24 protein-coding genes are annotated in these 23,825 nt (G+C 71.4%); 17 read left to right on the top strand and 7 right to left on the bottom strand.

Going from position 1 to position 23,825, the window contains the following annotated elements; all coding sequences use genetic code 11:
- The first annotated feature begins 8 nt into the window (after positions 1–8).
- The 3 genes from ACXJKQ_RS04245 to ACXJKQ_RS04235 all read left to right on the top strand — a co-directional run bounded on the left by ACXJKQ_RS04245 (position 9) and on the right by ACXJKQ_RS04235 (position 2,597).
- Entirely contained in the window at positions 9–1,145 is a 1,137-nt protein-coding gene (locus tag ACXJKQ_RS04245) for a branched-chain amino acid ABC transporter substrate-binding protein (protein WP_457104526.1), read from the top strand.
- 211 nt (positions 1,146–1,356) lie between these two features.
- Positions 1,357–1,632, top strand: a complete 276-nt coding sequence (gene infA / locus ACXJKQ_RS04240; RefSeq protein ID WP_012320343.1) for a translation initiation factor IF-1 — start codon at positions 1,357–1,359, stop codon at positions 1,630–1,632.
- Positions 1,629–2,597: a DMT family transporter gene (locus ACXJKQ_RS04235; RefSeq protein ID WP_457104525.1), complete on the top strand. Its 969-nt coding sequence runs from the start codon at positions 1,629–1,631 to the stop codon at positions 2,595–2,597. The genes infA and ACXJKQ_RS04235 overlap by 4 nt, the downstream gene beginning before the upstream one ends.
- Here ACXJKQ_RS04235 and ACXJKQ_RS04230 read toward each other — a convergent pair.
- On the bottom strand, positions 2,567–2,869 hold the full coding sequence (locus tag ACXJKQ_RS04230; protein ID WP_457104524.1) for a hypothetical protein: 303 nt from the start codon (positions 2,867–2,869) through the stop codon (positions 2,567–2,569). The genes ACXJKQ_RS04235 and ACXJKQ_RS04230 overlap by 31 nt on opposite strands.
- A gap of 155 nt (positions 2,870–3,024) precedes the next feature.
- On the opposite strand from ACXJKQ_RS04230, the gene ACXJKQ_RS04225 reads away from it, so the two are divergent.
- Positions 3,025–3,630, top strand: coding sequence for a sulfite oxidase-like oxidoreductase (locus ACXJKQ_RS04225; protein ID WP_457104523.1), 606 nt, complete (start codon positions 3,025–3,027; stop codon positions 3,628–3,630).
- Entirely contained in the window at positions 3,605–4,342 is a 738-nt protein-coding gene (locus ACXJKQ_RS04220) for an FAD-binding oxidoreductase (RefSeq protein ID WP_457104522.1), read from the top strand. Before ACXJKQ_RS04225 ends, ACXJKQ_RS04220 begins: the two co-directional genes overlap by 26 nt.
- Positions 4,343–4,352: 10 nt before the next feature.
- On the opposite strand, the gene ACXJKQ_RS04215 is transcribed toward ACXJKQ_RS04220, so the two are convergent.
- Entirely contained in the window at positions 4,353–5,450 is a 1,098-nt protein-coding gene (locus ACXJKQ_RS04215; protein WP_457104521.1) for a calcium:proton antiporter, read from the bottom strand.
- Positions 5,451–5,708: 258 nt separating this feature from the next.
- Here ACXJKQ_RS04215 and ACXJKQ_RS04210 point away from each other — a divergent pair, with 258 nt between their 5' ends.
- Positions 5,709–7,463, top strand: a complete 1,755-nt coding sequence (locus ACXJKQ_RS04210; RefSeq protein WP_457104520.1) for a DEAD/DEAH box helicase — start codon at positions 5,709–5,711, stop codon at positions 7,461–7,463.
- Between the two features lie 115 nt (positions 7,464–7,578).
- Here ACXJKQ_RS04210 and ACXJKQ_RS04205 read toward each other — a convergent pair whose 3' ends face one another.
- Positions 7,579–8,484 carry a hypothetical protein gene (locus tag ACXJKQ_RS04205; protein WP_457104519.1) on the bottom strand — a complete coding sequence of 302 codons (906 nt, stop codon included), beginning with the start codon at positions 8,482–8,484 and terminating at the stop codon, positions 7,579–7,581.
- 259 nt (positions 8,485–8,743) lie between these two features.
- Between ACXJKQ_RS04205 and ACXJKQ_RS04200 the strand changes: the two genes are divergently transcribed.
- The 7 genes from ACXJKQ_RS04200 to ACXJKQ_RS04170 all read left to right on the top strand — a co-directional run bounded on the left by ACXJKQ_RS04200 (position 8,744) and on the right by ACXJKQ_RS04170 (position 14,119).
- On the top strand, positions 8,744–10,225 hold the full coding sequence (locus tag ACXJKQ_RS04200; RefSeq protein ID WP_457104518.1) for an ATP-binding protein: 1,482 nt from the start codon (positions 8,744–8,746) through the stop codon (positions 10,223–10,225).
- Complete coding sequence (locus tag ACXJKQ_RS04195; protein WP_457104517.1) at positions 10,222–10,896, top strand: response regulator; 675 nt, start codon at positions 10,222–10,224, stop codon at positions 10,894–10,896. Before ACXJKQ_RS04200 ends, ACXJKQ_RS04195 begins: the two co-directional genes overlap by 4 nt.
- A 3-nt stretch (positions 10,897–10,899) precedes the next feature.
- On the top strand, positions 10,900–11,601 hold the full coding sequence (gene tenA / locus ACXJKQ_RS04190) for a thiaminase II (RefSeq protein ID WP_457104516.1): 702 nt from the start codon (positions 10,900–10,902) through the stop codon (positions 11,599–11,601).
- 7 nt (positions 11,602–11,608) lie between these two features.
- A complete protein-coding gene (locus ACXJKQ_RS04185; RefSeq protein WP_457104515.1) occupies positions 11,609–12,403 on the top strand; it encodes a DJ-1/PfpI family protein in 795 nt (264 codons plus the stop codon).
- Between the two features lie 114 nt (positions 12,404–12,517).
- Entirely contained in the window at positions 12,518–12,979 is a 462-nt protein-coding gene (locus ACXJKQ_RS04180; RefSeq protein ID WP_457104514.1) for a tellurite resistance TerB family protein, read from the top strand.
- A gap of 15 nt (positions 12,980–12,994) precedes the next feature.
- A complete protein-coding gene (locus tag ACXJKQ_RS04175; RefSeq protein ID WP_457104513.1) occupies positions 12,995–13,399 on the top strand; it encodes a CidA/LrgA family protein in 405 nt (134 codons plus the stop codon).
- A gap of 3 nt (positions 13,400–13,402) precedes the next feature.
- Positions 13,403–14,119, top strand: coding sequence for an LrgB family protein (locus ACXJKQ_RS04170; RefSeq protein ID WP_457104512.1), 717 nt, complete (start codon positions 13,403–13,405; stop codon positions 14,117–14,119).
- Positions 14,120–14,123: 4 nt separating this feature from the next.
- On the opposite strand, the gene ACXJKQ_RS04165 is transcribed toward ACXJKQ_RS04170, so the two are convergent.
- Positions 14,124–15,221 carry an NAD(P)/FAD-dependent oxidoreductase gene (locus ACXJKQ_RS04165; protein WP_457104511.1) on the bottom strand — a complete coding sequence of 366 codons (1,098 nt, stop codon included), beginning with the start codon at positions 15,219–15,221 and terminating at the stop codon, positions 14,124–14,126.
- A 299-nt stretch (positions 15,222–15,520) separates the two neighbouring features.
- Between ACXJKQ_RS04165 and ACXJKQ_RS04160 the strand changes: the two genes are divergently transcribed.
- Entirely contained in the window at positions 15,521–15,814 is a 294-nt protein-coding gene (locus ACXJKQ_RS04160; RefSeq protein ID WP_457104510.1) for a MucR family transcriptional regulator, read from the top strand.
- A 137-nt stretch (positions 15,815–15,951) separates the two neighbouring features.
- On the opposite strand, the gene ACXJKQ_RS04155 is transcribed toward ACXJKQ_RS04160, so the two are convergent.
- From ACXJKQ_RS04155 to ACXJKQ_RS04145, 3 genes are all read right to left on the bottom strand, one after another.
- Positions 15,952–18,609, bottom strand: coding sequence for an MGH1-like glycoside hydrolase domain-containing protein (locus ACXJKQ_RS04155; RefSeq protein WP_457104509.1), 2,658 nt, complete (start codon positions 18,607–18,609; stop codon positions 15,952–15,954).
- Between the two features lie 85 nt (positions 18,610–18,694).
- Entirely contained in the window at positions 18,695–19,477 is a 783-nt protein-coding gene (locus ACXJKQ_RS04150; RefSeq protein WP_457104508.1) for a fumarylacetoacetate hydrolase family protein, read from the bottom strand.
- A 121-nt stretch (positions 19,478–19,598) separates the two neighbouring features.
- A complete protein-coding gene (locus ACXJKQ_RS04145) occupies positions 19,599–20,264 on the bottom strand; it encodes an HAD-IA family hydrolase (RefSeq protein WP_457104507.1) in 666 nt (221 codons plus the stop codon).
- A gap of 210 nt (positions 20,265–20,474) precedes the next feature.
- Between ACXJKQ_RS04145 and trpA the strand changes: the two genes are divergently transcribed.
- The 3 genes from trpA to ACXJKQ_RS04130 all read left to right on the top strand — a co-directional run bounded on the left by trpA (position 20,475) and on the right by ACXJKQ_RS04130 (position 23,625).
- A complete protein-coding gene (gene trpA, locus ACXJKQ_RS04140; protein ID WP_457104506.1) occupies positions 20,475–21,314 on the top strand; it encodes a tryptophan synthase subunit alpha in 840 nt (279 codons plus the stop codon).
- A gap of 80 nt (positions 21,315–21,394) precedes the next feature.
- Complete coding sequence (gene accD, locus ACXJKQ_RS04135) at positions 21,395–22,291, top strand: acetyl-CoA carboxylase, carboxyltransferase subunit beta (RefSeq protein ID WP_457104505.1); 897 nt, start codon at positions 21,395–21,397, stop codon at positions 22,289–22,291.
- A gap of 8 nt (positions 22,292–22,299) precedes the next feature.
- Entirely contained in the window at positions 22,300–23,625 is a 1,326-nt protein-coding gene (locus tag ACXJKQ_RS04130; RefSeq protein WP_457104504.1) for a bifunctional folylpolyglutamate synthase/dihydrofolate synthase, read from the top strand.
- The last annotated feature ends 200 nt before the right edge of the window (positions 23,626–23,825 follow it).

Raw genomic sequence — 23,825 nt, 5'->3', positions numbered from 1 at the left:
GTGCCGCCATGATGCGTCGCCTCGCCCCGATCCTCGCCGGCCTCCTGGCCGCCACCCCGGCCGCCGCGCAGGCGCCGGTCCGGATCGGCCTGTCGGCTCCGCTGACGGGGCCGGACGCGGCCTTCGGCCAGGGGCTCCGCCAGGGCGCCGAGCAGGCGGTGGCCGATCTGAACCGGGCCGCCGGAGGGCGCCCGCGCTGGGTGCTGATCCCCGCCGACGATGGCGGCGAGGGACGGCAGGCCGTTGCCGTCGCGCGCAAATTCACCGCCGACGGGGTGCGCCTCGTGGTCGGGCCTCTCGAATCCGGCGCGGTCGCCGCCGCGGCCCCGGCCTACGAGGAGGCCGGGGCCGTGATGGTGGCGCCCGGCGCGACCTACACGCCGCTCACCGGCCGCGGCCTGTGGAACCTGTTCCGGCTGGGCGCGAGCGACGCGCAGCAGGGGCGGGCGGCCGGAGCCTATCTCGCGCGGACCTTCGCCGGGCGCCGCGTCGGCATCGTCAACGACCGCTCGACCTTCGGCCGCGGTCTCGCCGACGCGGTGGCGACGCGGCTGAAGGAGGCGGGCACGCCGGAGGTGCTGTTCGACAGCTTCGCCCGGGGCAGCCGCGATCCCGCGGACGTCGTCGCCCGGCTGAAGGCGGCGCGGATCGAGGTTGTGTATTTCGGCGGCCTCGCGCTCGAGGCGGCCGCGCTCCTCCGCGCGATGCGGGACGCCGGGCTCGGCGGGACGCTGGTGGCGAGCGACGGCATCCTGGATCCGGGCTTCGCCGCCGCGGCGGTCGGGGACGGGGAGGGGACCGTGATGACGCTGGTCCCCGACCCGCCGCGCCTGCCCGAACCGCGCGCTGGCCGGTCGACGCCGCGCGGCCCGGAGGCGGAGAGCGTTGCAGCGGGAGCCTACGCGGCCGTCGAGCTGCTGGCGCAGGCCGTCGAGCACGCCCGCGCGGCCGACCCGAAGACCGGCCGGATCGCCGACGGCCGACGGGTGGCCGAGGCCCTACGGGCCGGCAAGATCCGGACGCTTCTCGGCCCGGTCGGCTTCGATGCCCGGGGCGACCGGTCCGGAACGCCGATCGCCCTGCGGATCTGGCGCCGGACACCGGATGGGCGCCTCGACTATGCCGGCAATGATGCGGAGCCTTGACCGGCGGCGATTCATGTCGATGACGGAACTGGTTCAGCCGCCGTGACTTGCCGCCGGTTCCCCGGGCGACTACATGCGGGCTGTGCTGCTGAGCTGGCGCGGGCGATCCGTCGGATCGGATCCGCGCCCTGCGGCGTTTCCCGAGCTCGATGACAGCCGAACACGCATTGCCGGAACGCCTGCTGCCGGACGGTCCGACTGGAGAAGGTGCATGGCGAAAGAAGAATTGATGCAGTTCGACGGTCTCGTGATCGAGATCCTGCCGGATGCGCGCTACCGCGTGCAGCTCGACCAGGGCCACGAGATCGTGGCCTACACGGCCGGCAAGATGAAGAAGAACCGCATCAAGACGCTGGCGGGTGACCGGGTGACGGTCGAGATGTCGCCCTACGACCTGGAGAAGGGGCGTCTGGTGTTCCGCCACAAGGACGAGCGCTCCTCCGGACCGCGTCCGCCCGTGCGGGGCGGCCAGTTCCGCCGCCGTTGAGGACCGGGCACGCGGCCCGGGCTCCCGCGGCCGCGTCAGCCTATCTGCTGCTCACCCTCACGGCCTTGCTCTGGGCCGGAAACGCCGTAACCAGTCGCTGGGCGCCGGGCCACGTCTCGCCCCAGGTGATCACGACCCTGCGCTGGGCCGTCGCCTGCGGGGTTCTCATCCCGTTTGCCGGCCGCCGCCTCGTTGCCGCCTGGCCGCAGCTGCGGCCGCACCGGCTGCGCATCCTGCTGATGGGCGGCCTCGGCTACACGGCCTTCAACTGCCTGTTCTATGCGGCCGGCGTCCATACGGGTGCGATCAACCTCGCCCTGTTCCAGGGCGCGATCCCCGTGCTGGTGATCGTTCTGAACCGCCTCGCCTATCGGGTGCCGGTCACGCCGGGCCAGATGCTGGGCGTGGCTCTGACGCTGGTCGGCGCGGGCCTGGCCGCCACGCACGGCGATCTGTCGGTCCTGACGAACCTCGCCTTCAACCGCGGCGACGTCCTCGTCTTCGGGGCCTGCCTGCTCTACGCCGGCTACACCATCTTCCTGCCGACACGCCCCAAGGTGCCGGCGCTGACGTTCTTCTCCGCCATGGCTCTGGCGGCCCTCGTCACCTCCCTGCCGCCGCTGGCCGTCGAATGGGCGACGGGCCACGCGGTCTGGCCCAACCGCGAGGGGTGGGTGATGGTGGCGTTCGTCGGCCTCGGCCCGTCGCTGCTGGCGCAGCTCTTCTTCATGCGTGGCGTCGAGCTGATCGGCCCGAACCGCGCCGGCCTGTTCGTCAACCTCGTGCCGATCTTCGGCGCGATCCTCGCCGTCCTGTTGGTCGGCGAGCCGTTCGGGGCGACGGAAGCGGTCGCCCTGGCTCTGGTGCTCGGCGGGATCGCCTGCGCCGAGCGCCTGAAACCGGCCCTCGCCGCCGAGGCGACCCCGGAGGCCGCCTACTCGCAGACGCGGACGCGGCGGACGTAGACGTCGCCGTAGGGATCGACGGTCCGGCGGCGCTCGAAATGGCAGACCGGGCCGTAATCCTCCTCGACGTAGACCGGCGGCGGGGCGCGGTAGACCGGACGGCCCGGGTAGTAGCCGTTGTTAGACGACGCGATGGCGCCGCCGACCGCGAGGCCGCCGAGAACGCCGAGCGCGGCCGCGCCGCCGGCGCCGATCCCGTCGCGCGCCTGCGCGGCCGGCGCGAGGGTGGCGAGGCTCCCGACGACAAGGCTCGTCGCGAGAAGGTACTTCATGACTTCCCCCTGAAAGCAGGTGATTCGTGCCGGGGACCGGCACAGTCCAGCTAGCACACCCGAGCTTTGGGGCGTTTGTTCGGCCGCACGTGGCGGCTTGACGTGAGGTGTTCCGCCGCACCAAACCGGGCCGGAAGCGTGGATCGGAGGCCGGAATGGTGACACGGGGCTTCGTCGGGCGCAGGCAGCCGCCCGAGACCGGTGCGCGCCTGCCGCCGGGCCAATATCTGACCGACGATTTTCCGATCCTGCAGATCGGCCCCAACCCGGCCGTCGACCTCGCCGCGTGGCGGTTCACGCTGCGCGAGGGATCCCGGCCGATCAAGGCGTGGAGCTGGGAGGCGTTCGAGGCGCTGCCGCGGACGACGTGGCACGGGGACATCCACTGCGTCACCAAGTGGTCGAAGTTCGACACGACCTGGGAGGGCGTCAGCTTCGACGACCTGCTGGCGGATGCCGGGATCACGGCGCCGACCGGCTTCCTGTTGGCGGAATCCCACGACGACTACACCACCAACGTGCCGGTGGCAGACCTCGTGGGCGGTCGCGCCCTGGTGGCGACGCGCTACGAGGGCCAGCCGATCCACCCGGATCACGGCGGCCCGGCTCGGCTGTTCGTGCCGCACCTCTATTTCTGGAAGAGCGCCAAATGGGTGAAGGGCCTCCGCTTCACCCAGACCGATACCGCCGGCTTCTGGGAGCTGCGCGGCTACCACATGTACGGGGATCCCTGGCGTGAGCAGCGCTACATCGGTGATTGAGCCCATCGTCTTCCGCTGGCATCAGGCGGAGATCACCGCGATCGCGCCGGTCACGCCCCATGTGAAGAGCGTCCGGCTGCGCTGCAGCCTCGCGGAGGCCTATCGGGCCGGGCAGCACGTCGATGTCCGCCTCACCGCCGAGGATGGCTACCAAGCCCAGCGCAGCTATTCCGTCGCCTCGGCGCAGGACGGCAGCGGCACCCTCGAGCTGATGATCGAGACGCTGCCGGACGGCGAGGTCTCCGGCTGGTTCTCGCACGTCGCCGAGGTCGGCGACCGGGTCGAGCTGCGCGGGCCGATCGGAGGCTCATTTTCCTGGGACGGTCCCGATGGCGGGCCGTTGCTGCTCGGCGGCGGCGGGTCCGGCGTCGTGCCGCTGCTGGCGATGCTGCGGCGGCGGGCGCAGGGCTGGCGCGCGATCCCGGCGGCCCTGATCTACTCCGTCCGCAGCCGCGCGGAGGCGATCGCGCTGGCCGAGCTGGAGAGGTTCGCGCAAGCTGATTCCAACTTCTCCCTGCATCTGGCGACCACCCGGGAGCCTGGAGGCAAGCGCATCGACGCCACCCTCGTCGCCGACGCCCTGGCGCGGCTCGGAGCGCCCGGGAAGGTGTTCCTCTGCGGCTCGAACCGGTTCGTGGCCGCGGCCTCCGACCTGATCCTGGCGGAAGGCGTCGCCCCGGGCCTGATCCGCACCGAGCGCTTCGGCGCCTGAGCGCCGTGCGTCAGGGGCTGAAGATCAGCACGAGGTAGACGAAGAACAGCACGAGGTGCACCGCGCCCTCCAGCACTGTGGTGCGCGAGCCCGAGAAGGTCTGCGCGCTGAGGATGAGCGTCACGGCGAGCAGGGCCATCTCGGTGGGCTTGAGGCCGAGCACCACGGTCTGGCCGGTCAGCAGCCCGATGGTCAGGACCGCCGGCACGGTGAGGCCGACCGTCGAGGTGGCCGCGCCGAGGCACAGGTTGATCGCCCGCTGGAGTTCGTTGCGCGCCACCGCCCTCAGCGCCGAGATGCCCTCCGGGGTGAACACGATGGCGGCGATCAGCACGCCGCCGAGCGCCGACGGGGCGCCGAGCGCGGCGATGCCGTGGTCGAGGATCGCCGCGAGGCTCTTGGCCAGGATCACGATCGGCAGGACGTTGGCGAGCAGAAGGCCGATATGCTTGGCGACGCTGCCGCGCGAGGCCGGAGCCCGATCGGTCGCGGGCTCGCCCGTCTCCCGGGCCTCCGCGTCGATGAAGAACTCGCTGTGCCGGCCGGTCTGGATCAGCAGGAACACGCCGTAGAGCGCCAGCGTGAAGGCCGAGAATGTCACCGCCTGAAAAGTCGTCAGGGTGCCGTCGCTGGTGGAGCTCGTGAAGTTCGGGATGATCAGCGCGATGGTGGTGAGCGGGATGATCACCGACAGGAAGGCCGAGGCGCCCTGCAGGTTGTAGCGTTGCTGATGGTGGCGCAGGCCGCCGACGAGGAGCCCGAGGCCCACGACGCCGTTCAGCACGATCATCAGGACCGCGAACATCGTGTCGCGGCCGAGGGTCGGCGCGTCCTTTGCCGACAGCATGACGGCGGAGATCAGCGCCACCTCGATGATGACGATCGCCAGCGTCAGGACCAGGGTGCCCAGGGGTTCGCCGAGGCGGTGAGCCAGTTCCTCCGCCTCGTGCACCACGCCGAAGGCTGCCCAGACGATGACGGCGAGCAGCCACGCGAATAACCCGCTGGCGAAGAGAGGCTGCGACAGGTCGCCGAGCCAGGCCTTGCCGAACCACGCAAAGGCCAGAACCGTCGCCCAGGCTGCCGCCACCCGAAGGGCTGCCGTCATGTCGGTGGTGTTCCTTGGTCGACCCGCATCGATGATGCCGTATCCGAGACTTGACCGTTTCATAGGACAGGCGTCGGCCGGTGCCAGTGATGACCGCACCGATTGAGCGGGCGCAACCGCCCCATGCTGCGGCGGGAGTGGTCAGTCGGCCCGCGAGGCGTTACCGTGCCGCCACCCGAATAAAGTCCGGCGCCTGATTCCTATGCTGCGCGATGGCGCGCTGCCGGGCGCGGCGCGGCCGTTGAGAGTTCCCGAAACTTGCCTTTCCCGACCCTGCCCGCCCCCCTCGCGCGGGCTCTAGCCGACCGCGGCTACGCCGATCCGACCCCGGTCCAGGCCGCCGTGCTGGAAGCGGCCGCCGGTTCCCGCGACCTCCTCGTCTCCGCGCAGACCGGCTCCGGCAAGACCGTGGCCTACGGTCTTGCCATGGCGAGCATCCTCATGGGCGAGTCGGAGATGTTGCCGCCCCCGGCGGCCCCCCTCGCCCTCGTGATCGCCCCGACCCGGGAACTCGCCCTGCAGGTGCAGCGCGAGCTGTCCTGGCTCTATGGTCCCGCTGGCGGCCGCGTCGCCGCCTGCGTCGGCGGCATGGATCCGCGCCGGGAGAGCCGGATGCTCGCCGAGGGCACCCACATCGTCGTGGGCACGCCGGGTCGCCTGCGCGACCATCTCGAGCGCCGCAATCTCGACCCGACCGCCCTGCGGGCCGTGATCCTCGACGAGGCCGACGAGATGCTCGATCTCGGCTTCCGGGAGGATATCGAATTCATCCTCTCGGCGACGCCGTCGGAGCGGGCCACCTATCTGTTCTCCGCCACCCTGCCGAAGGCGATCGAGACGCTGGCCGAGCGGTATCAGCGCGGCGCCCTCCGCCTGGCCATCAAGAGCGAGACCAAGGGGCACGCCGACATCGCCTACCGGGCGGTGCGGATCATGCCGCGGGAGACCGAGCACGTCGTGCTCAACCTCTTGCGCGAGGCGGATGCCACGACCGCGATGGTCTTCTGCAACACCCGCAACGCCGTCCGCCACCTTCAGGCCAGCCTGACCGAGCGGGGCTTCTCCGTGGTCGCGCTCTCGGGCGAACTGGGTCAGGGTGAGCGCAACGCCGCTCTCCAGGCCCTGCGCGACGGCCGCGCCCGGGTCTGCGTTGCCACCGACGTGGCCGCCCGCGGGATCGACCTGCCGTCGCTGAGCCTCGTCATCCACGCGGATCTGCCGCACGACGCCGAGGTGCTGCAGCACCGCAGCGGCCGCACCGGCCGCGCCGGTCGCAAGGGCACCTCGGTGCTCCTGATCCCGAATTCCCGGCGGCGGCGGGCCGAGCAGATGTTCGCCATCGCCAAGGTCAGCCCCGAATGGTCGGGACCGCCCTCGGCCGACGAGATCCGGCGCCTCGACGGCGAGCGCATGCTCTCCGACCCCCTCTTCGCCGAGCCGCCGGCCGAGGAGGACGTCGCCCTCGCCGACACGCTGCTGGCGAGCAAGAGCCCGGCGGAACTGGCCGCCCTGCTGGCCCGCGTCTACCGCACCCGCCTGCCGGCGCCCGAGGAGGTCAGCGATCCCGGTGAAGGTCGTGCGCCGCGGGGCGAGCGGCCGCCCTACGACCCGATGGATCCGGAGCGGATCGCCGCGATGGGGCCGGCGGTCTGGTTCAGGCTCAATCTCGGCCGCCGGGACAATGCCGATCCCCGTCGCCTTCTGCCGATGCTGACGCGCCGGGGCGGGATTGGGCGCCAGGAGATCGGTGCCATCCGGATCTTCGACCGCGAGACCAAGTTCGAGATCCGCGGCAACGCGGCGGCTCGCTTCGCGGAGGCCTTCGCCCGAAACGGCTCGCCGGAGATCCAGGTCGAGGCCCTCGCGGGCGACGGCGGACCGGCCGAGCGCAATGATCGGCCGAGTGGTCCGAAGGGGTTCGCTAGCCCGCGCGCCGGCAAGCATCAGCGCAAGGTGGAACGGCCCGGGCCGAAGGGCGACCACAAGCCCGGACGCAGTTCCGGCCGGGCCTGAACCCAGCCTCCGCCCGTAGGGCGGGGGCCTTTTCGGGAAGCGGTCCGCAGCGCGGCGACTGTCGTCCGCGCGGGCCAGCGGCCGGTTCAGCCGGCGCCGCGCCCGGAGCGACGGATCAGAACACGTTCTTGACGGCGTCGCCGAGGGCGTCGACGCTTTCCTTCAGCTTCCGCCCGGCCGGCGCCAGGGACGGCAGCTTTATACCCAACACCTCGGTCTCCTCCGCCTCGGCGGGCTCAGCCTGGGCGAGGGTGGCGGGGGCGGCGCCCTTGGCTTTGTCGGCCGGTCTCGCCGTCGCGGGCGCCTTGCGCGCGGCGACCGGCTTGGGCGCCGGCTTCTCGGCCCGGTCGGACTTCTGTGCGCGCTCGGCCTTTTCGGCCTTCTCGATCTTTGGGGCGCGCTCGACCGCCTCGGGCCGCTCGGCCCGCTCGGCAACCGGAGCCGCGTTCGGCACGGCCGGCTCGACCAGTTCGCGAGCCCGGACCGTCTCGGCGGGCCGGGGGGGCTGCAGCGTCGCCGTGCGGGTCGGCCCCAGGGGCGCGACTTCCCGCGTGGCCGTCATCGGCGCGACGGGGGTCGGGACTGGGATGCGCTGCGTCGGGGGCACAGGGGCCGCGGCGCCCGTTACGGGCTTCGACGCCGCCGGCGGCGGGGCGGCGGGCGCCTTCGGTGCGGGCGTGACGGGTGCGAAGGCCTCCGGCAGGGACGCCATCCGCAGGGCCGGCGTCTCGGGCTTGGCGGCCTGCACCAGTGCGGGCGCCGCCTGGACGGAGCCCTTGATCACGGGAAGCCCGTCCTTCAGCTCGGGCCAATCTCCGGCTCGGCCGGACGCGACGAACTTGACGGGTGACGGCGCGGCGAGACCGGCCATCACCGTCGAGGCCGCGACGCCGAAGCCCGCCAGCGCGCTCGCGCCAGCGAGACTGAACAGGACGACCCGAAGGTTCAGTGCCGGCCCGGAGCGGCCTGTCGGCATCCGCTGGGTCCGCGTCTCGGACGGGTCGAGATTGAGATCATTCATAGGCCGGGGTCTCTGACACGATGCACGCCGCGCGCGACCGGGCTCCCCATGACCGGCCGCCATCCCCCAGGTAGGTGGAGGTGGTTCGACTCTGTCGGCGATAGAGAAGCTGCAATACGGCGCAATGATGTCGGTCCGGATTGCTTGCCCAGCCAGTCCTGGCTTGGCTATCCACAAGATTACGCCTCGGCGCTTAAGAATCGGTGTTCGGCGCACCGGCCGGGTCAACGCGTCCGCGGCGTCGCCGGCCACGGTCGGCATGGACTTCGCCGACGTGGTCGCTATGCGTCTCGGCGTGGATACACGCCCGAACCTGCCCCCGAGATCTGCGGCGACCCCGCCGCCGCCCGGCCTGCGTGCCAACCGCTGGCCCTGGTCGGCTTGGTCCACGCGCGCGCGGCTCGTCGCGGTTGTCCTCCTCATCGACGCCTTCGCGGCCCTGATCTCCTGCGCGGTGATCGTGTTGAACGCCCGCTCGGCGGTGCGGGTCGAGACGCGCGCCTCCCTGGCCACCGTCGAATCGCTGGTGGCCGACACGATCCGCCTCTCCGACACCGCCGCGCCGGACTCGCTGCTCCAGACCCTGGACCTGCGCTTCAGGGTGCTGCGGCACGTTCGGGTGGCGGTCCTCGACGCGGACGGCGAACAGATCGGCCAGCCGCTGCCGCCGGCGCGCGCCGACCGGGAAGCCCCGCGTTGGTTCGCCGAGCTGATCATGCCGCCCATCGAGCGCCACGCGCTGCCGATCGCGGTCGAGGGGAAGCGCCTGGGCACCGCCCAGATCACCACCCAGCCGATGGACGAGATCGACGAGATCTGGGGCTATGCCCGCGCGCTCTCGCTGACCACGCTGGCGATCAACGCCGCGATGCTGATCGCCCTCTACATCGCGCTGGGCCGCATCCTCGCGCCGCTGCGGCGGCTCGGCGCCGGCCTGACCCAGCTGGAGCACCACGACTACACCGCCCGCCTGGAGCCGCCCGGCGCCCGGGAGCTGGCGGTGATCGCCGAGCGCTTCAACAAGGTCGCCGAGGCCCTGAGCGAAGTCCGCTCCGCCAACGGCCGGCTCAATCGCCAGTTGCTGACCGCCCAGGACGACGAGCGCCGGCGCACAGCGCTGGAACTGCACGACGAGTTCGGTCCCTGCCTCTTCGCGCTGGAGGCGAACGCCGCTTCGATTGGCCGTATCGCGTCCGGAACCGCCGAGCCCAGCCGGGAGAAGCTCGCCGCCCGGGCGGCCGAGATCAGCGCCATCGTCGGTCAGGTCCAGACCGTCAACCGCGAACTCCTCAACCGCCTGCGGCCACACGGCCTGGGACAGGCGCCGCTGGCGACCTGCCTCGACCTGCTCCTGCGCGGTTTCAGGCAGCGCCATCCCGGCCTGACGCTCGTGGGCCGGTTCGACGGGCTGGCCCGGGGCTACGGTGACCTCGTCGACCTCACGGTCTTCCGCTGCGTGCAGGAAAGCGCCACCAACGCCGTGCGGCACGGCGCCGCGACGCGGGTGGAGGCCGAGGCGACCGAGACCGGCGGCCGGCTCGACCTCACCATCCGCGACAACGGGACCGGGATTCCACCGGAGCACGGCACGGGGCTCGGTCTGTCGGGGATGCGTGAGCGCGTCGAGGCCCTCGGCGGCACCTTCACCCTTGACAATGCCGGCCCCGGGGCGATCGTCCGGATCACGATCCCCGTTCCGCCTGGCCGGGGCGAAGAGACCAGCACCGCGCCGAGCGCATGAACGCCATCGCATCCCAGATCGACGCCGCCGCCACGCGCCTGCCGGTTCTCGTGATCGACGATCACCCGATCGTCCTGCAGGGCTGTCGACGCGTCCTTGAGGATTCCGGCGTCGAAACCATCGCCGAAGCGACCACCGTAGTCGGCGGCTACCGCATCTTCCACCGGCTCCGGCCGCCGGTGGTGATCTGCGACCTGACCTTCCAGGGCAGCGGCATGGCCGGGCTCGGCCTGATCCGCCGGATCCGGGCAGTCGCTCCCGAGACGCGCATCCTGGTCTTCAGCATGCACAACGATCCGGTCATCGTCGCCCGCGCCCTCGAGGCCGGCGCGCTCGGCTACGTCCTCAAGGATCACGCCTCGGCCGAGCTGTTCGAGGCCTTCGCCAAGGTCCGCGTCGGCGAGGTCTATCTCGATCGGCGGCTGGCCACCGAGGTGGCGATGCTGCGCGCCGACGCCCGGCGCACGCCGGAATCGCAGCTCACCCCGCGCGAGCAGCAGATCCTGGCGCGCCTCGCCCAGGGGCGGTCTTACGGCGCCATCGCGGCCGACCTGTCGGTGAGCTACAAGACCGTGACCAACGCGTGCTCGCAGATGCGTCAGAAGCTCGGCGTGCGCACCCTCGCCGAGCTGATCCACGTCGCCGTCACGCACGCCCAGCGGCAGGGTTAGGGCATGGCGCCGCCCGAGACCGCTGACACGCGCAAGGGGCCGGATTCCTTCTCCCGGGAGGCCTGGACGCGCAACGCCGGCGCCTACGAGACCATCCGGTCGATGCCGTTCAACGCCGAGCTTGCCGCCGGCACGTTGCCGCAGGACCGCTTCCGGCACTACATCGTGCAGGACGCGCATTACCTGATCGGCTTCGGCCGGGCGCTGAGCCTCGCCGCCGCGAAGGCGCCGGATCCGGACGCGATCGTGCACTTCTCCCGCGCGGCGCAGGAGGCGATCGTCGTCGAGCGCGCGCTCCATGGCGGCTTCTTCCGCGACTACGGCATCGATGCGGAGACCTTCGCGGCCACGCCGCTGACGCCGGCCTGCGACCACTATGTCAGCTACCTCGTGGCCACGGCCTATGCCGAGACCTTCCCGGTGCTGTGCGCGGCCCTGTTGCCCTGCTTCTGGATCTACAAGGCGGTGGGCGACGACATCTTCGCCCGCGCCGCAACGGATAACCCGTACCGGGCCTGGATCGACACCTATGCGGGTGCGGATTTCGCCGAGGCGGTGGCGGCGATGATCGCCGCCACCGATCGGGCGGCCCGGGACGTGGCGGCCGCCGAGCGCGCCCGCATGCACCACGCCTTCGCGCAGGCCACGCGCCTCGAATGGCTGTTCTGGGACAGCGCCTACCGCGACGCGGCCTGGCCCCTGTGACCCGTCCGTGATCGCCCCGGAGGCTCGCCGCCGCGACGTCGTTGCCGCTGCGCTCGCTGCTGCCCTGCTCTGGCCAACCCGTCCCGCTGCGGCCGCCGTCGCGGCGGATGGGCCGGGTCCGGTCCCGGCCGACCGGCCCGTCCGGATCGCCATGCTGCTCTATCCGGGCCTGACGGCCCTGGATCTCGTCGGGCCGCAGACGCTGCTGGCCGGATTGGCCCCGGGCAGCCTCCATCTCGTCGGCGAGGCGGCCGGCCCGGTGACGAGCGATACCGGCCTCGCCCTGGTGGCGACCCACACCTTCGCGACCTGCCCGGCGGATCTGGACGTGCTGTTCGTCCCCGGGGGCGACGGTACGCCGGCCCAGATGGGCAACCCGGCGCTCCTCGACTTCCTGCGCGACCGTGCCGCCCGGTCGGCCTGGGTCACGAGCGTCTGCACCGGGTCGCTGATCCTGGGGTCTGCGGGCCTGCTGCGCGGCTACCGCGCCACCTCGCACTGGAGCGTGCGCGACACGGTGCTTCCGCTCCTGGGCGCCGAACCGGCGGCGGAGCGCGTCGTGTTCGACCGCAACCGCGTCACCGCGGCCGGCATCTCGGCGGGACTGGATTTCGGGCTGGCGCTCGCCGCACGCCTGCGCGGGCCGGATTACGCCCGCACCGCGCAGCTCGTCGCCGAGTACGCCCCGGCGCCGCCCTTCCGGTCCGGCACGCCCGCGGAGGCAGGCCCGGCGGAGGCCCGGGCTGCCGAGGCGATCCTGGCCCCCCTCGTGACGGGGGCCGAGGCGGCTGCGCGCCGCTGAACCCCACGGCGGCGATGCAAGCCGGCCACGGTCGGGCGTCACGTGCGGTCGCATGCTTGACGGCGCGACACCAGGGACCGAACTGTTGCACTGCACGATCCCCCCGGAGCCGCCATGTCCCTGATCGCACGCCTGCGCGCCTACGCGGCCGAGGCCCTCGGCGTCGGCACGCAACAGGCCGTGGACGAGACGCATCTCGCGGCCACCGCGCTCCTCGTTCACGTCGCCCGCGTCGACGGCATCCTGGCGCCCGCCGAGAGCGAGCGCCTCTCGCGCCTCGTGCAGGGCCATTACGCCGACGGTCCGGACGCGGCGCGGGCTCTGATCGCGCGCGCCACCGCCATGGACGCGGAGGTGCGCGACGTGGCGAGCCTCGTGGAGATGATCCCGCACGAGGCCGACCGGACGGAGCGTCAGGACCTGCTGACCATGGCGTGGTCGGTCGCCGCTGCGGACGGCAACGTCGACGAATTCGAGGAGGCCCTGGTGGAGCGCCTCGGCCGCCTGCTCGGCTTCGACGAGGCCGCCATCGCGGCCGCCCGGCGGAGCGGCCAGCAGGGCGTCGCGGCCGCGTAGGCCCGGCCTCCCGCGATGATCGCCAGCCTGGCCCTGATCCTTCTCGCCCAGCTGCTGGGCGAAGCCCTCGCGCGCGGCGCGGGCGTGCCGATCCCAGGCCCGGTGATCGGCATGGGCCTGATGTTCGCCTTCCTGCTGCTGCGCGACAACGCCCGCCTCGGCTTGCCGCGCGTGCTGCCGAAGCCGCTCACCGACGGCACGCTCGAATCGACCGCGCGCGGGCTGCTGATGAACCTGTCGCTCCTCTTCGTCCCCGCGGGCGTCGGCGTCGTCGGCCGCCTCGACCTCCTGCGGGCGCAGGGCGCGAAGCTGGCCCTCGTGCTGGTCGTCTCGACCGCCCTGTCGCTGCTCGTCACAGTCCTGGTCTTCCGCGCCGTCGCGGCCCTGGTCGAGCGGCGCGGGACCGGCCGGGAGCCCTGACGCGTGGGCGGCGACTTCTCGCTCTGGGTCTACCTCGCCAAGACGCCGCTCCTCTGGCTCACGGTGACGCTGACCGCCTACGTCCTGGCGGACCGGATCGCCGCCGCGACGGGGCGGCACCCGATCGCCAACCCCGTGCTCATCACGGTCACCATGGTCGGTGCCGTCCTGGCGATCACCGGAACGCCCTATCCAGCCTATTTCGAGGGCGCGCAGTTCGTCCACTTCCTGCTCGGGCCGGCGACCGTAGTGCTGGCCATGCCGCTCTACGAGCGGCGGGCCACGGTCCTGCGCGCGCTGGCGCCCATGCTGGCCGCCCTGGCCGCGGGCTCGGCCACCACGCTCGCCGTGGTCATCGCCCTCGCGCGGCTGCTCGGCATCCCCCAGCCCGTCCTCGTCTCCCTCGCCCCGAAATCCGTGACCTCGGGTGTCGCGATGGGCATCGCGGAGGCCCTGGGCGGCGACCCGACGCTCACGGCCATCCTGGTGATCCTCACCGGCATCATCGGTGCGATCCTGGTGACGCCGATGATGGACATCCTGCGGATCCGCGACATGCGCGCCCGGGGCTTCGCGGCGGGCCTCGCGGCCCACGGTATCGGGACGGCGCGCGCCTTCCAGGTCAGCGAGGTGGCGGGGACCTTCGCGGGCATCGCTATGGGGCTCAACGCCTTCGTGACCGCGATCCTCGCGCCCCTGGCGCTGCACCTGCTCTTCTGACCGTTCAGGCGTCCAGGCGGTCGGCCACCGCCTCGGCCAGCGACAGGCTGGAGGTCAGCCCCGGGCTCTCGATCCCGAACAGGTGCACGATCCCCGGCAAGCCGTGCTCGGCCGGCCCGTCGATCCAAAAGTCCGCCGCCGGCTCGCCCGGCCCGGTCAGCTTCGGGCGCAGGCCGGCATAATCGGGATAGAGCGCCCCGTCGGGCAGGCCCGGCCAGTAGCGCCGGATCGCCCCGTAGAAGGCCTCGGCGCGCTGCGGATCGACCCGGTAGTCGAAGCCGTCCACCCATTCGACGTCGGGTCCGAAACGGGTGCGCCCGGCAAGGTCGAGGGTCAGGTGGATGCCGAGGCCGCCGTCGATCCGCGGGGCCGGATAGATCAGGCGTGAGAAGGCCGGCTTGCCGGTGCAGCCGAAGTAATTGCCCCGGGCGAGGCGCAGGGTCGGGACGCGCGCGGCCGGATAGCCGTCCGTGCGGGCCGCCAGGGCCGGGGCACCGAAGCTCGCGGCGTTGATCACCGCGTCGAAGGCCATCGTGCCCGGCTCGGCGCCGCCGAACGCGGCCTGCCACTGCCCGTCCCGCCGCGAAAGGCCCTCGACCGGAGTGCGCAGGGCGAGGGCGCCGCCGTGATCCTCGATCGCGCCGAGCAGGGCGAGCATCAGCGCGTGGCTGTCCACGATGCCGGTGCGCGGCGAATGCAGCGCCACGGTGCAGGCGAGATGCGGCTCCAGGCGCCGGGCGGCGGCCCCGTCGAGAAGCTCCAGGCCGGCGACGCCGTTGGCCTCGCCCTGCCGGCGGATCGCCGCGATCTTCTCGGCCTCCGCATCGTCCGACGCGACGATCAGCTTGCCGCACGCGCGATGCGGGACACCGTGACTCGCGCAAAAGTTGTATAAGCGCTTTGCGCCTTCGACGCAGTGATGCGCGCGTTCGGAGCCGCTCGGATAGTACATGCCCGCATGGATCACTTCGGAGCTTCGGGCCGACACCCCGGTTCCGAAGGTCTCCTCGGCTTCCGCCACGATGACGGCATGCCCACGCAGCGCGAGCGCCCGCCCGATGGCGAGACCGACCACGCCAGCGCCGACGACCAGGGCTTCCATGTGTTCGCTGTCTCCTCGGCGCCCGGCGGGCAGGTAAGTCCTCAATACCGCACTTGAGCCGGAACAACGACGCGTCCGTTGATTCGTCGTTGACCGTAATTCTCAATCCTAAGTAGAAATATCGACGCGATAAATGCGCGGCTCGGTTGTAGCGGCAGCGGCAGGGCGCATAATGCGCGGTACCGCCGCCTCCGGCACGGGTCGACCTGTAATCGGAATAACGACCGGCCGTCGGCGGCGAAGCACCCGACGAAACCGATGAGCTGACATCTGAAACGTGTAGAATCGAGGTGACGACCATGCAGACGACATCGCCGAGCGTCGAACTCGCCGCAAAGATCCTGAGTGCCTACATCACGCGGAACAGCGTCCCCGCCGGAACGCTGCCCGACCTGCTCTCCGAGGTTCATCGCTCGATCACTGCCTTGGACCGGCCGGTCGAACCCCTGGTGAGGCGCCCGACCGAGGCGCAGATCCGCGCTTCGATCCGGCCGGATACCTTGATCAGCTTCGAGGACGGCAAACCCTACAAGGCGCTGCGGCGACACCTGACGATGCGCGGTCTCACGCCCGAGGCCTACAGGGCCAAGTAGAGCCTCCCGGTGGATTACCCGCTGGTCTCCGCGGTCTACAGCGCCCGCCGGTCGACGATCTCCCGCCAGATCGGGCAGGACCAGAGGCTGCGGATGCAGCAGGCGGCCGAGTAACGGCCAAGTCGGCGCCGCGACCGCTAGAGCCAGTCCGAGGCCGGTGCCTCGGCGGCTGCGGTCGCCACCTCCTGGATCAGGAGGGCCACGAGCCCCGACCAGCCGGTCTGGTGCGACGCACCGACCCCGCGGCCCGTGTCCCCGTGATAGTATTCGTAGAACAGGATCAGGTCGCGGAAATGCGGATCCTCCTGTTCGATCCGGCTGTCCCCGTAGACGGGCCGACGCCCGTCCGGACCGCGGGTCGAGAGGCCGATCAGGCGCCGGGAGAGGTGATCGGCGATCTCGCGCAGCGAAAAGGTCCGGCCCGAGCCCGTGGGGGCCTCGACCCGGAAATCCGGACCGTAATAGTCGTGGAAGCGGTTCAATCCGGCGATGAGCAGGTAGTTGACCGGCATCCAGACCGGCCCCCGCCAGTTCGAATTGCCGCCGAACAGCCGCGAGCGCGACTCGGCGGGCTCGTAGGCGAGGCCCAGGTCGCGGCCGTCCCAGGCGAAGCAGAACGGCGTGTCGGCATAGACGCGGGAGACGGCCCGCAGGCCGAAATCCGAGAGGAACTCGTCCGGATCGAGGGCGCGGTGCAACAGCGCCTTCAGCCGGTGCCCGCGCAGCAGCGAGAGCAAGGCCGACTGGCCGTCGCCGGGCTCGTTCCAGCGCGAAACCAGGGTGGCGAGGTCGGGTCTGTTCTTCAGGAAGAACTGCATCCGGTCGCGCAACGAGGGCAGCCGGTCCAGGTCGCATGCGTTGATCACCGCGACGGCGAGGATCGGGATCAGGCCGACCATGGTCCGAGCTCGGATCGGGAGGCGCTGGCCGTCGCGGGTCTCGATCACGTCGTAGAAGAAGCCGTCCGGCTCATCCCAGACGCCCGCGCCGGTGGCGCCTGCGATGAGGAGAAAGTGCTCGAAGAACTTCTCCGCCATGTCCTCGTAGGTCGGATCCCCGAGCGCCAGCTCGATGGCGATCCGCATCAGGTTGAGGGCGTAGGTCGCCATCCAGGCGGTGGCGTCGGACTGGGTGAGTGAGGCGCCGTCGCCCAGGGGCTTGGACCGGTCGAAGATGCCGATGTTGTCCAGGCCGAGGAACCCGCCCTGGAACAGGTTGCGGTCCTCGGAATCCTTGCGGTTCACCCACCACGTGAAGTTCAGGGTCAGCTTGTTGAAGATCCGCTTGAGGAAGGCGTGATCCGGCGTGCCGGTGAGCGAGCGGTCGAGTTCGAACACCCGCCAGGCGGCGAGGGCGTGGACCGGCGGGTTAGCGTCCCCGAAGCCCCATTCGTAGGCGGGCAGCGCGGCGTTCGGATGGGTATAGGCCTCGTCGACCAGCAGCAGCAGCTGGTTCTTGGCGAAGTCGGGATCGATCAGGCCGAACACGATCGCCTGGAGGGCCAGATCCCAGGAGGCGAACCAGGGATATTCCCAGGCATCCGGCATCGAGATGATGTCGTTGGCCCGCAGGTGCGCCCAGTCGCCATTGCGACCGTGCCGGCGCCCGGGGGCCGGCGCGGGCTGGGCCGGATCGCCGGCGAGCCACTCGCGCACGTCGTAATGGTAGAGCTGCTTCGACCAGAGCATGCCGGCCAGCGCCTGCCGCTGCACGAGCCGCATCTCGGGGTCGGCAATCGGCGCCTGCAGCGCCCCGTAGAAGGCGTCGGCCTCCGCCTGGCGGGCGGCGAAGACGGCGTCGAACTCCGCGAAGGGCTCGCCGGGCGCGGTCTCGGGGCGCAGGCGCAGGCGCAGGGTCCGGCTCTCGCCGGGGCCGAGATGCAGGTCGTAGCGGGCGGCGCACTTGGTGCCCGACAGCGCGTTCGCGGCGGACCGGTCGCCGCCGACCACGCACCGGTCGATCCCGTCCTTGTAGAAACCCTCGGCAGGGCCGCTTCCGAAGAGCCGGTGCGTGTTGGTCTCGTTCTCGGTGAACAGCAGCTCGGCTGCCCCCTCGGCGAAGAAGCGCAGGGGCGGCATCGCAGGATGGCGCGCCCAGACCGAGCCCTCGGATCCCACCGTCAGCTCCGGCTTCGGCGTCCCCTGCTTCCACGACCACGTGTTGCGCGCCCAGAGCTGCGGCAGCAGCGTCACGGCGGCGGGGTCCGGGCCGCGATTGGTGACGGTCACCCGCATCAGGATGTCGTCGGGCGCGGCCTTGGCGTAGGCGATCGCGACGTCGAAGTAGCGGCCCTCGTCGAACAGGCCCGTGTCGAGGAGCTCGAATTCCGGGTCGTCGAGGCCGCGCCGCGCATTCTCCTCGACCAGGCGCGCGTAGGGGAAGGCGCCCTGCGGGTACTTGTACAGCATCCGCATGAAGGCGTGGGTCGGGACTCCGTCCAGGTAGTAATAGAGTTCCTTGACGTCCTCGCCGTGATTGCCTTCCTCGTTGGTCAGGCCGAACAGGCGCTCCTTCAGGATCGGGTCTTGTCCGTTCCAGAGGGCGAGGGACAGGCACCAGTTGAGGTGCCGGTCGCCGAAGCCGCCGATCCCGTCCTCGCCCCAGCGATAGGCGCGGGACCGGGCGTGGTCGTGGGGCAGGTAGTCCCAGGCGTCGCCCCCCGGGCTGTAATCCTCCCGGACGGTGCCCCACTGCCGATCGCTGAGATACGGCCCCCAACGGCGCCACGCCGGATCGGAGCGGGCCTCCACGAGCCGGCGTCCCTCGGCGGTCTCGAAGAGGTTCGGCTTGATCATCGACTGGCTGCTCCCGGCCCCGCCGTTCCGCACCGGATAAGGCCGCGCCGTCCCCCCGCCAAGCCGGCGTCGGCGCCGCGGCGGCTCACACGATGCGGATCGACAGGTCCGGCAAGCCCTCGATCGTCCCCGCGAGCACGTCCCCGCGGACCACCGGCCCGACATTCTCCGGCGTGCCGGAGAAGACGATGTCGCCGGCCTTGAGTTCGAAGGCCCGCGACAGCTCGGCGATCTGCTCGGCCACCGACCAGATCATGTCCGACAGGTCGGCCTCCTGCCGGACCGCGCCGTTGACGGCGAGGCGGATGCGCCCGCGCGCCAGATGGCCGACCCGCGCCACCGGCAGGATCGGGGTGATCGGCGCGGAGAGGTCGAAGCTCTTGCCGATCTCCCAGGGCTTCTTCTGGTTGCCCATGCCGCGCTGGAGGTCCCGGCGCGTCATGTCGAGGCCGGTGGCGTAGCCGTAGACGTGATCGAGCGCCTGGGCGGCGGGAATATCGCGGCCGCCCGACTTCAGCACGGCGACCAGTTCGATCTCGTGGTGATAGTTCTGGGTCAGCGACGGGTAGGGATGATCGGCGATCCCGCCGGCGACCACCTGCACGGCGTCCGCCGGTTTCTGGAAGAAGAACGGGGGCTCACGGGACGGGTCGGAGCCCATCTCCCGGGCATGGGCCGCGTAGTTGCGGCCGATGCAATAGATCCGGCGGACCGGGAAGACCTGCGGTTCACCGAGGACCGGGATGACGGATTGCGGCAGCGGGAACAGCGTGGCCGGCGTTGCCTCGGCGGCGGCGGCTGGGCCGAGACTTCCGGCGCCTCCGACGGCGATGGCTCCGAGGACGCGGCGTCGATCGATCGTTGCCATGACGACTCCCGTTGCCCGGACCCCCGATACGGGGCGCCCCGTGGGCGCGTTCGGTCGCGGCCGTCGGCGATACGCTGACGCAAGGCAGGCCGCCAGCGGGGCCGCCGCCGGGACGCGCCGTTCAGGCGCCCGCTGTCACCCGGAATCCGTCCGCCGCCGCCGCGATGCGGAGCCGGCTGTAATCCGCGATCGCCGGATGGCCGGTCCGCATCGCCTCGTGATGGGTGGCGGTGACCACCACCACGCACGCACCCGCGGCTTCGGCCGCACGGATTCCGGCCGGCGCATCCTCGAACACGAGGCAGTCCGGCGCCGCCACGCCGAGGCGGTCGGCCGCCATCAGGAAGCAATCTGGCGCGGGCTTGCCCTGCGTCACGTCCTCGGCGGCCACCATCGTGGCCGGGACCGGCATGCCGGCCGCCGCGAGGCGGCGCGCCGCCAACGCCCGGGGAGCCGAGGTCACGATCGCCCAGCGGTCGCGCGGCAGCGCCTCCAGGAAGGCCCGCGCACCCGGGATCGCGACGATGTCGCCGACATCCTCCATCTCGGCCCGGGTGATCGCGTCGGCCTCGGCTTCCGGATCGACCCCGGGCAGGTTCAGCCGCCAGATCGTCTCCACCGAGCGCACGCCGTGGATCGTCGGCAGGAAGGACGCCACGTCGAGGCCGTGCGCTTCCGCCCAGCGCGACCAGACCCGCTCCGCCGAGGCGATCGAGCTGATGATCGTCCCGTCCATGTCGAACAGGAGCGCGGCCAGGGGGCGCGTCGGCAGAGGTATTTCGGGCATGGGGGACCGCTAGGCCGCCGCCGTCGCCGCGGCAACCGGGCGGCACGCATGGCCGCGTTTCGCCGGCGGCCGATGCCCCGGATCGACGCCATCCCGCAACCGCCACGACGTGTTGCGGGCGCCGCCCGCTTCACGGGCCGATGCCTTTGGTGTAGCGCGGGTGCAACCCCGGGCCGTCGGAGGCCCAGCAACCGCGAATATCACCAGACCATGCCGAGCCGCATCGACGCCACCTTCGCCCGCGCCCGCGCGGAGAACCGGGCCGTCCTCGTCACCTACGTGATGGCCGGCGACCCGGATGCCGAGACCTCTCTGGAGGTCCTCAAGGCCCTGCCGGACGCGGGTGCCGACATCCTGGAATTCGGCCTGCCGTTCACCGACCCCATGGCGGACGGTCCGGCGATCCAGGCGTCGGGCCTGCGGGCGCTCAAGGCGGGCCAGACCGTCTCCCGAACCCTCGACCTCGTCCGCCGCTTCCGCGCCGGCAACGACAGCACCCCGATCGTGCTGATGGGCTACTACAACCCGATCCACACCTACGGCGTCGATCGGTTCCTCGATGACGCGGTGTCGGCCGGCGTCGACGGGCTGATCGTCGTGGATCTCCCGCCCGAGGAGGATTCCGAGCTGTGCCTGCCGGCCCTCGGCAAGGGCCTCGCCTTCATCCGCCTCGCCACGCCGACCACCGACGAGCGCCGCCTGCCGGTTGTCCTCGCGAACACGGCGGGCTTCGTCTACTACGTGTCGATCACCGGCATCACCGGGACCGCGACGCCCGATTTCGGCAAGGTCTCGGAGGCTGTCGCCCGCATCCGTCGCCACACCGACCTGCCGGTGGTGGTCGGATTCGGCGTGAAGACCGGCGCGCACGCGGCGGCGATCGCCAAGGGCGCCGACGGCGTCGTGGTCGGCTCGGCGCTCGTGGACGCCCTGGTGCGCTCGCTCGACGGCGACGGCCGGCCGCAGGCCGGAAGCGTCGCGGCGGTGACGGATCTGGTCCGCGAACTCGCCGCGGGCGTACGGTCGGCGGGTGTGGGACGCGCGGCCTGAGGGACGGATCGGGCACCCCTGGCGGCGGCATGCGCCGCACCTGATATCTGCGCGGGCATGAAGCGGACGGACGCAAGTCGATGGTCGAACCGATGAACTGGATCTCGGAGGTGGTACGCCCCCGGATCAAGACCCTGTTCAAGCGCGAGACGCCCGAGAACCTGTGGGTCAAGTGCCCGGATACGGGGCAGATGGTGTTCCACAAGGAGGTGGAGGCCAATCACTGGGTCATCCCCGGCTCGGAACATCATCTGAAGATGGCCGCCCAGGCGCGCCTGAAGATGATGTTCGACGAGGGCACCTGGATCGACGTGGCCCTGCCCGAGGTCGCCCCCGACCCGCTGAAGTTCCGCGACGAGAAGCGCTACGTCGACCGGCTCAAGGAGGCCCGCGCCAAGACCGGTTTGCAGGATGCGTTCAAGATCGGGTTCGGCCGGGTGGGCGGGCTGCCGATGACGCTCGCCGCGCAGGAATTCGGATTCATGGCCGGGTCGCTGGGCATGGCGGCCGGCGAGGCCTTCGTGCGCGGCGCCGAGACGGCGCTGGAGAAGCGCACGCCCTACGTGCTGTTTTCGGCCTCCGGCGGCGCGCGGATGCAGGAGGGGATCCTGTCGCTGATGCAGATGCCGCGGACCACCGTGGCGGTGCGCCGGCTGAACGCGGCCCGGCTCCCCTACATCGTGGTGCTGACCAATCCGACCACCGGCGGCGTCACGGCCTCCTACGCCATGCTGGGCGACGTCCACCTCGCGGAGCCGGGCGCCCTGATCTGCTTCGCGGGACCGCGGGTGATCGAGCAGACCATCCGTGAGAAGCTGCCGGACGGGTTCCAGAGGGCGGAATACCTGCGCGAGCACGGCATGGTCGACCAAGTGGTCCATCGGCACCAGCTCAAGGAGACGATCACCCGCCTCTGCAGCCTCCTGACCAACAAGTCCGAAGCCGGCGCGCCGCTCGCGGCCTCCGAGGCGGCCTGAGCCCGGCGATGGCCTCGTCCGACGCCCTGATGGCGCGCTTCCTGGCGCTCCATCCCCGCACGATCGACCTGTCGCTGGGCCGGATCGAGCATCTGCTCGCACGGCTCAACCACCCCGAGCGCCGGTTGCCGCCGGTGATCCACGTCGCCGGCACCAACGGCAAGGGCTCGACCATCGCGTTCATGCGGGCGATCCTTGAGGCGGGCGGGCTGGCGGCGCATGTCTACACCTCGCCCCACCTCGTCCGCTTCCACGAGCGGATCCGCATCGGTGGGATCGGCGGCGGCCACTTCGTCGACGAGGACCGCCTCGCGGACGCGTTCTCGCGCTGCGAGACGGCCAATGCCGGCGAGCCGATCACGATGTTCGAGATCACGACGGCCGCGGCCCTGCTGCTGTTCTCGGAGAGCCCGGCCGACGTGCTGCTGCTCGAGGTCGGCCTCGGCGGGAGGCTCGACGCCACCAACGTCATCGACCGGCCCGCCTGCGCGGTGGTGACGCCGATCGGCCGCGACCACGCCGAGTATCTCGGCGACACGGTCGAGTCGGTCGCGACCGAGAAGGCCGGGATATTCAAGCGCGGCTGTCCGGCGGTGATCGCCGCACAGGATTACGCCGAGGCGGACGCCGTCCTCTGCCGGCGCGCCGAGGCCGTCGGCGCCGGGCCGGTCTTCGTGGGCAACCAGGACTTCTCCGTGCACGAGGAGCGCGGCCGGCTCGTCTATCAGGACGAAACCGACCTGTTCGATCTGCCGCGGCCGCGCCTCGCCGGTCGCCACCAACTGGTCAATGCCGGCACGGCGATCACCGCGCTGCGCGCCGCCGGGTTCGGTGACATCGGCACGGCGGCCCTGGAGCGGGGCCTGACCGAGGTCGATTGGCCGGGACGGTTGCAGCGCCTCGGCCGCGGTCGTCTGGCCGCCCAGCTCGATCCCGGTACCGAGCTGTGGCTCGACGGCGGCCACAACATCGATGGCGGCCGGATCCTCGCGGCCGCCATGGCCGATCTCGGCGAGAAGAGCGACGTGCCGCTCGTGCTGGTGGTCGGCCTGCTCGGCACGAAGGACGCCGACGGCTTCCTGCGCAACTTCGTCGGCCTGGCCCGGGCGCTCGTGGCCGTCCCGATCACCGGAACAATGGCGGCCCGACCGGCCGAGGAGGTCGCGCGAATCGGCGAGAGCGTCGGCCTCTCGACCTACGCGGCGCCAAGCATCGAGGCCGCGCTCGCCCTGGTACGGGACATCGCCTTCGAGCGACCGCCGCGGATCCTGATTTGCGGATCCCTCTACTTGGCCGGCATGGTTCTCGCCGCCAACGACACGCCGCCCGTCTGAGTGCTCCTCAGTCTGGGCGCAACGCGTTGGCCCGCCGTACCTTGCGGCATCACCGCTGGACACTCGGGGGAATTTGGTTTCCGCGTCTGAAACGTCGTCGATTCGCCGCAATTGACCCGACGGAAACACACTTACGGCCACGCTTTCCATCGGCTGTGGCAGCTTAGCTACATCCTCGGTCGGCCCGATCGCATAATTTC

This window comes from Methylobacterium sp. P5_C11 (assembly GCF_054049775.1).
Note: the sequence above shows the minus strand (reverse complement) of the source record. Positions and strands in the feature narration are given on the sequence as shown.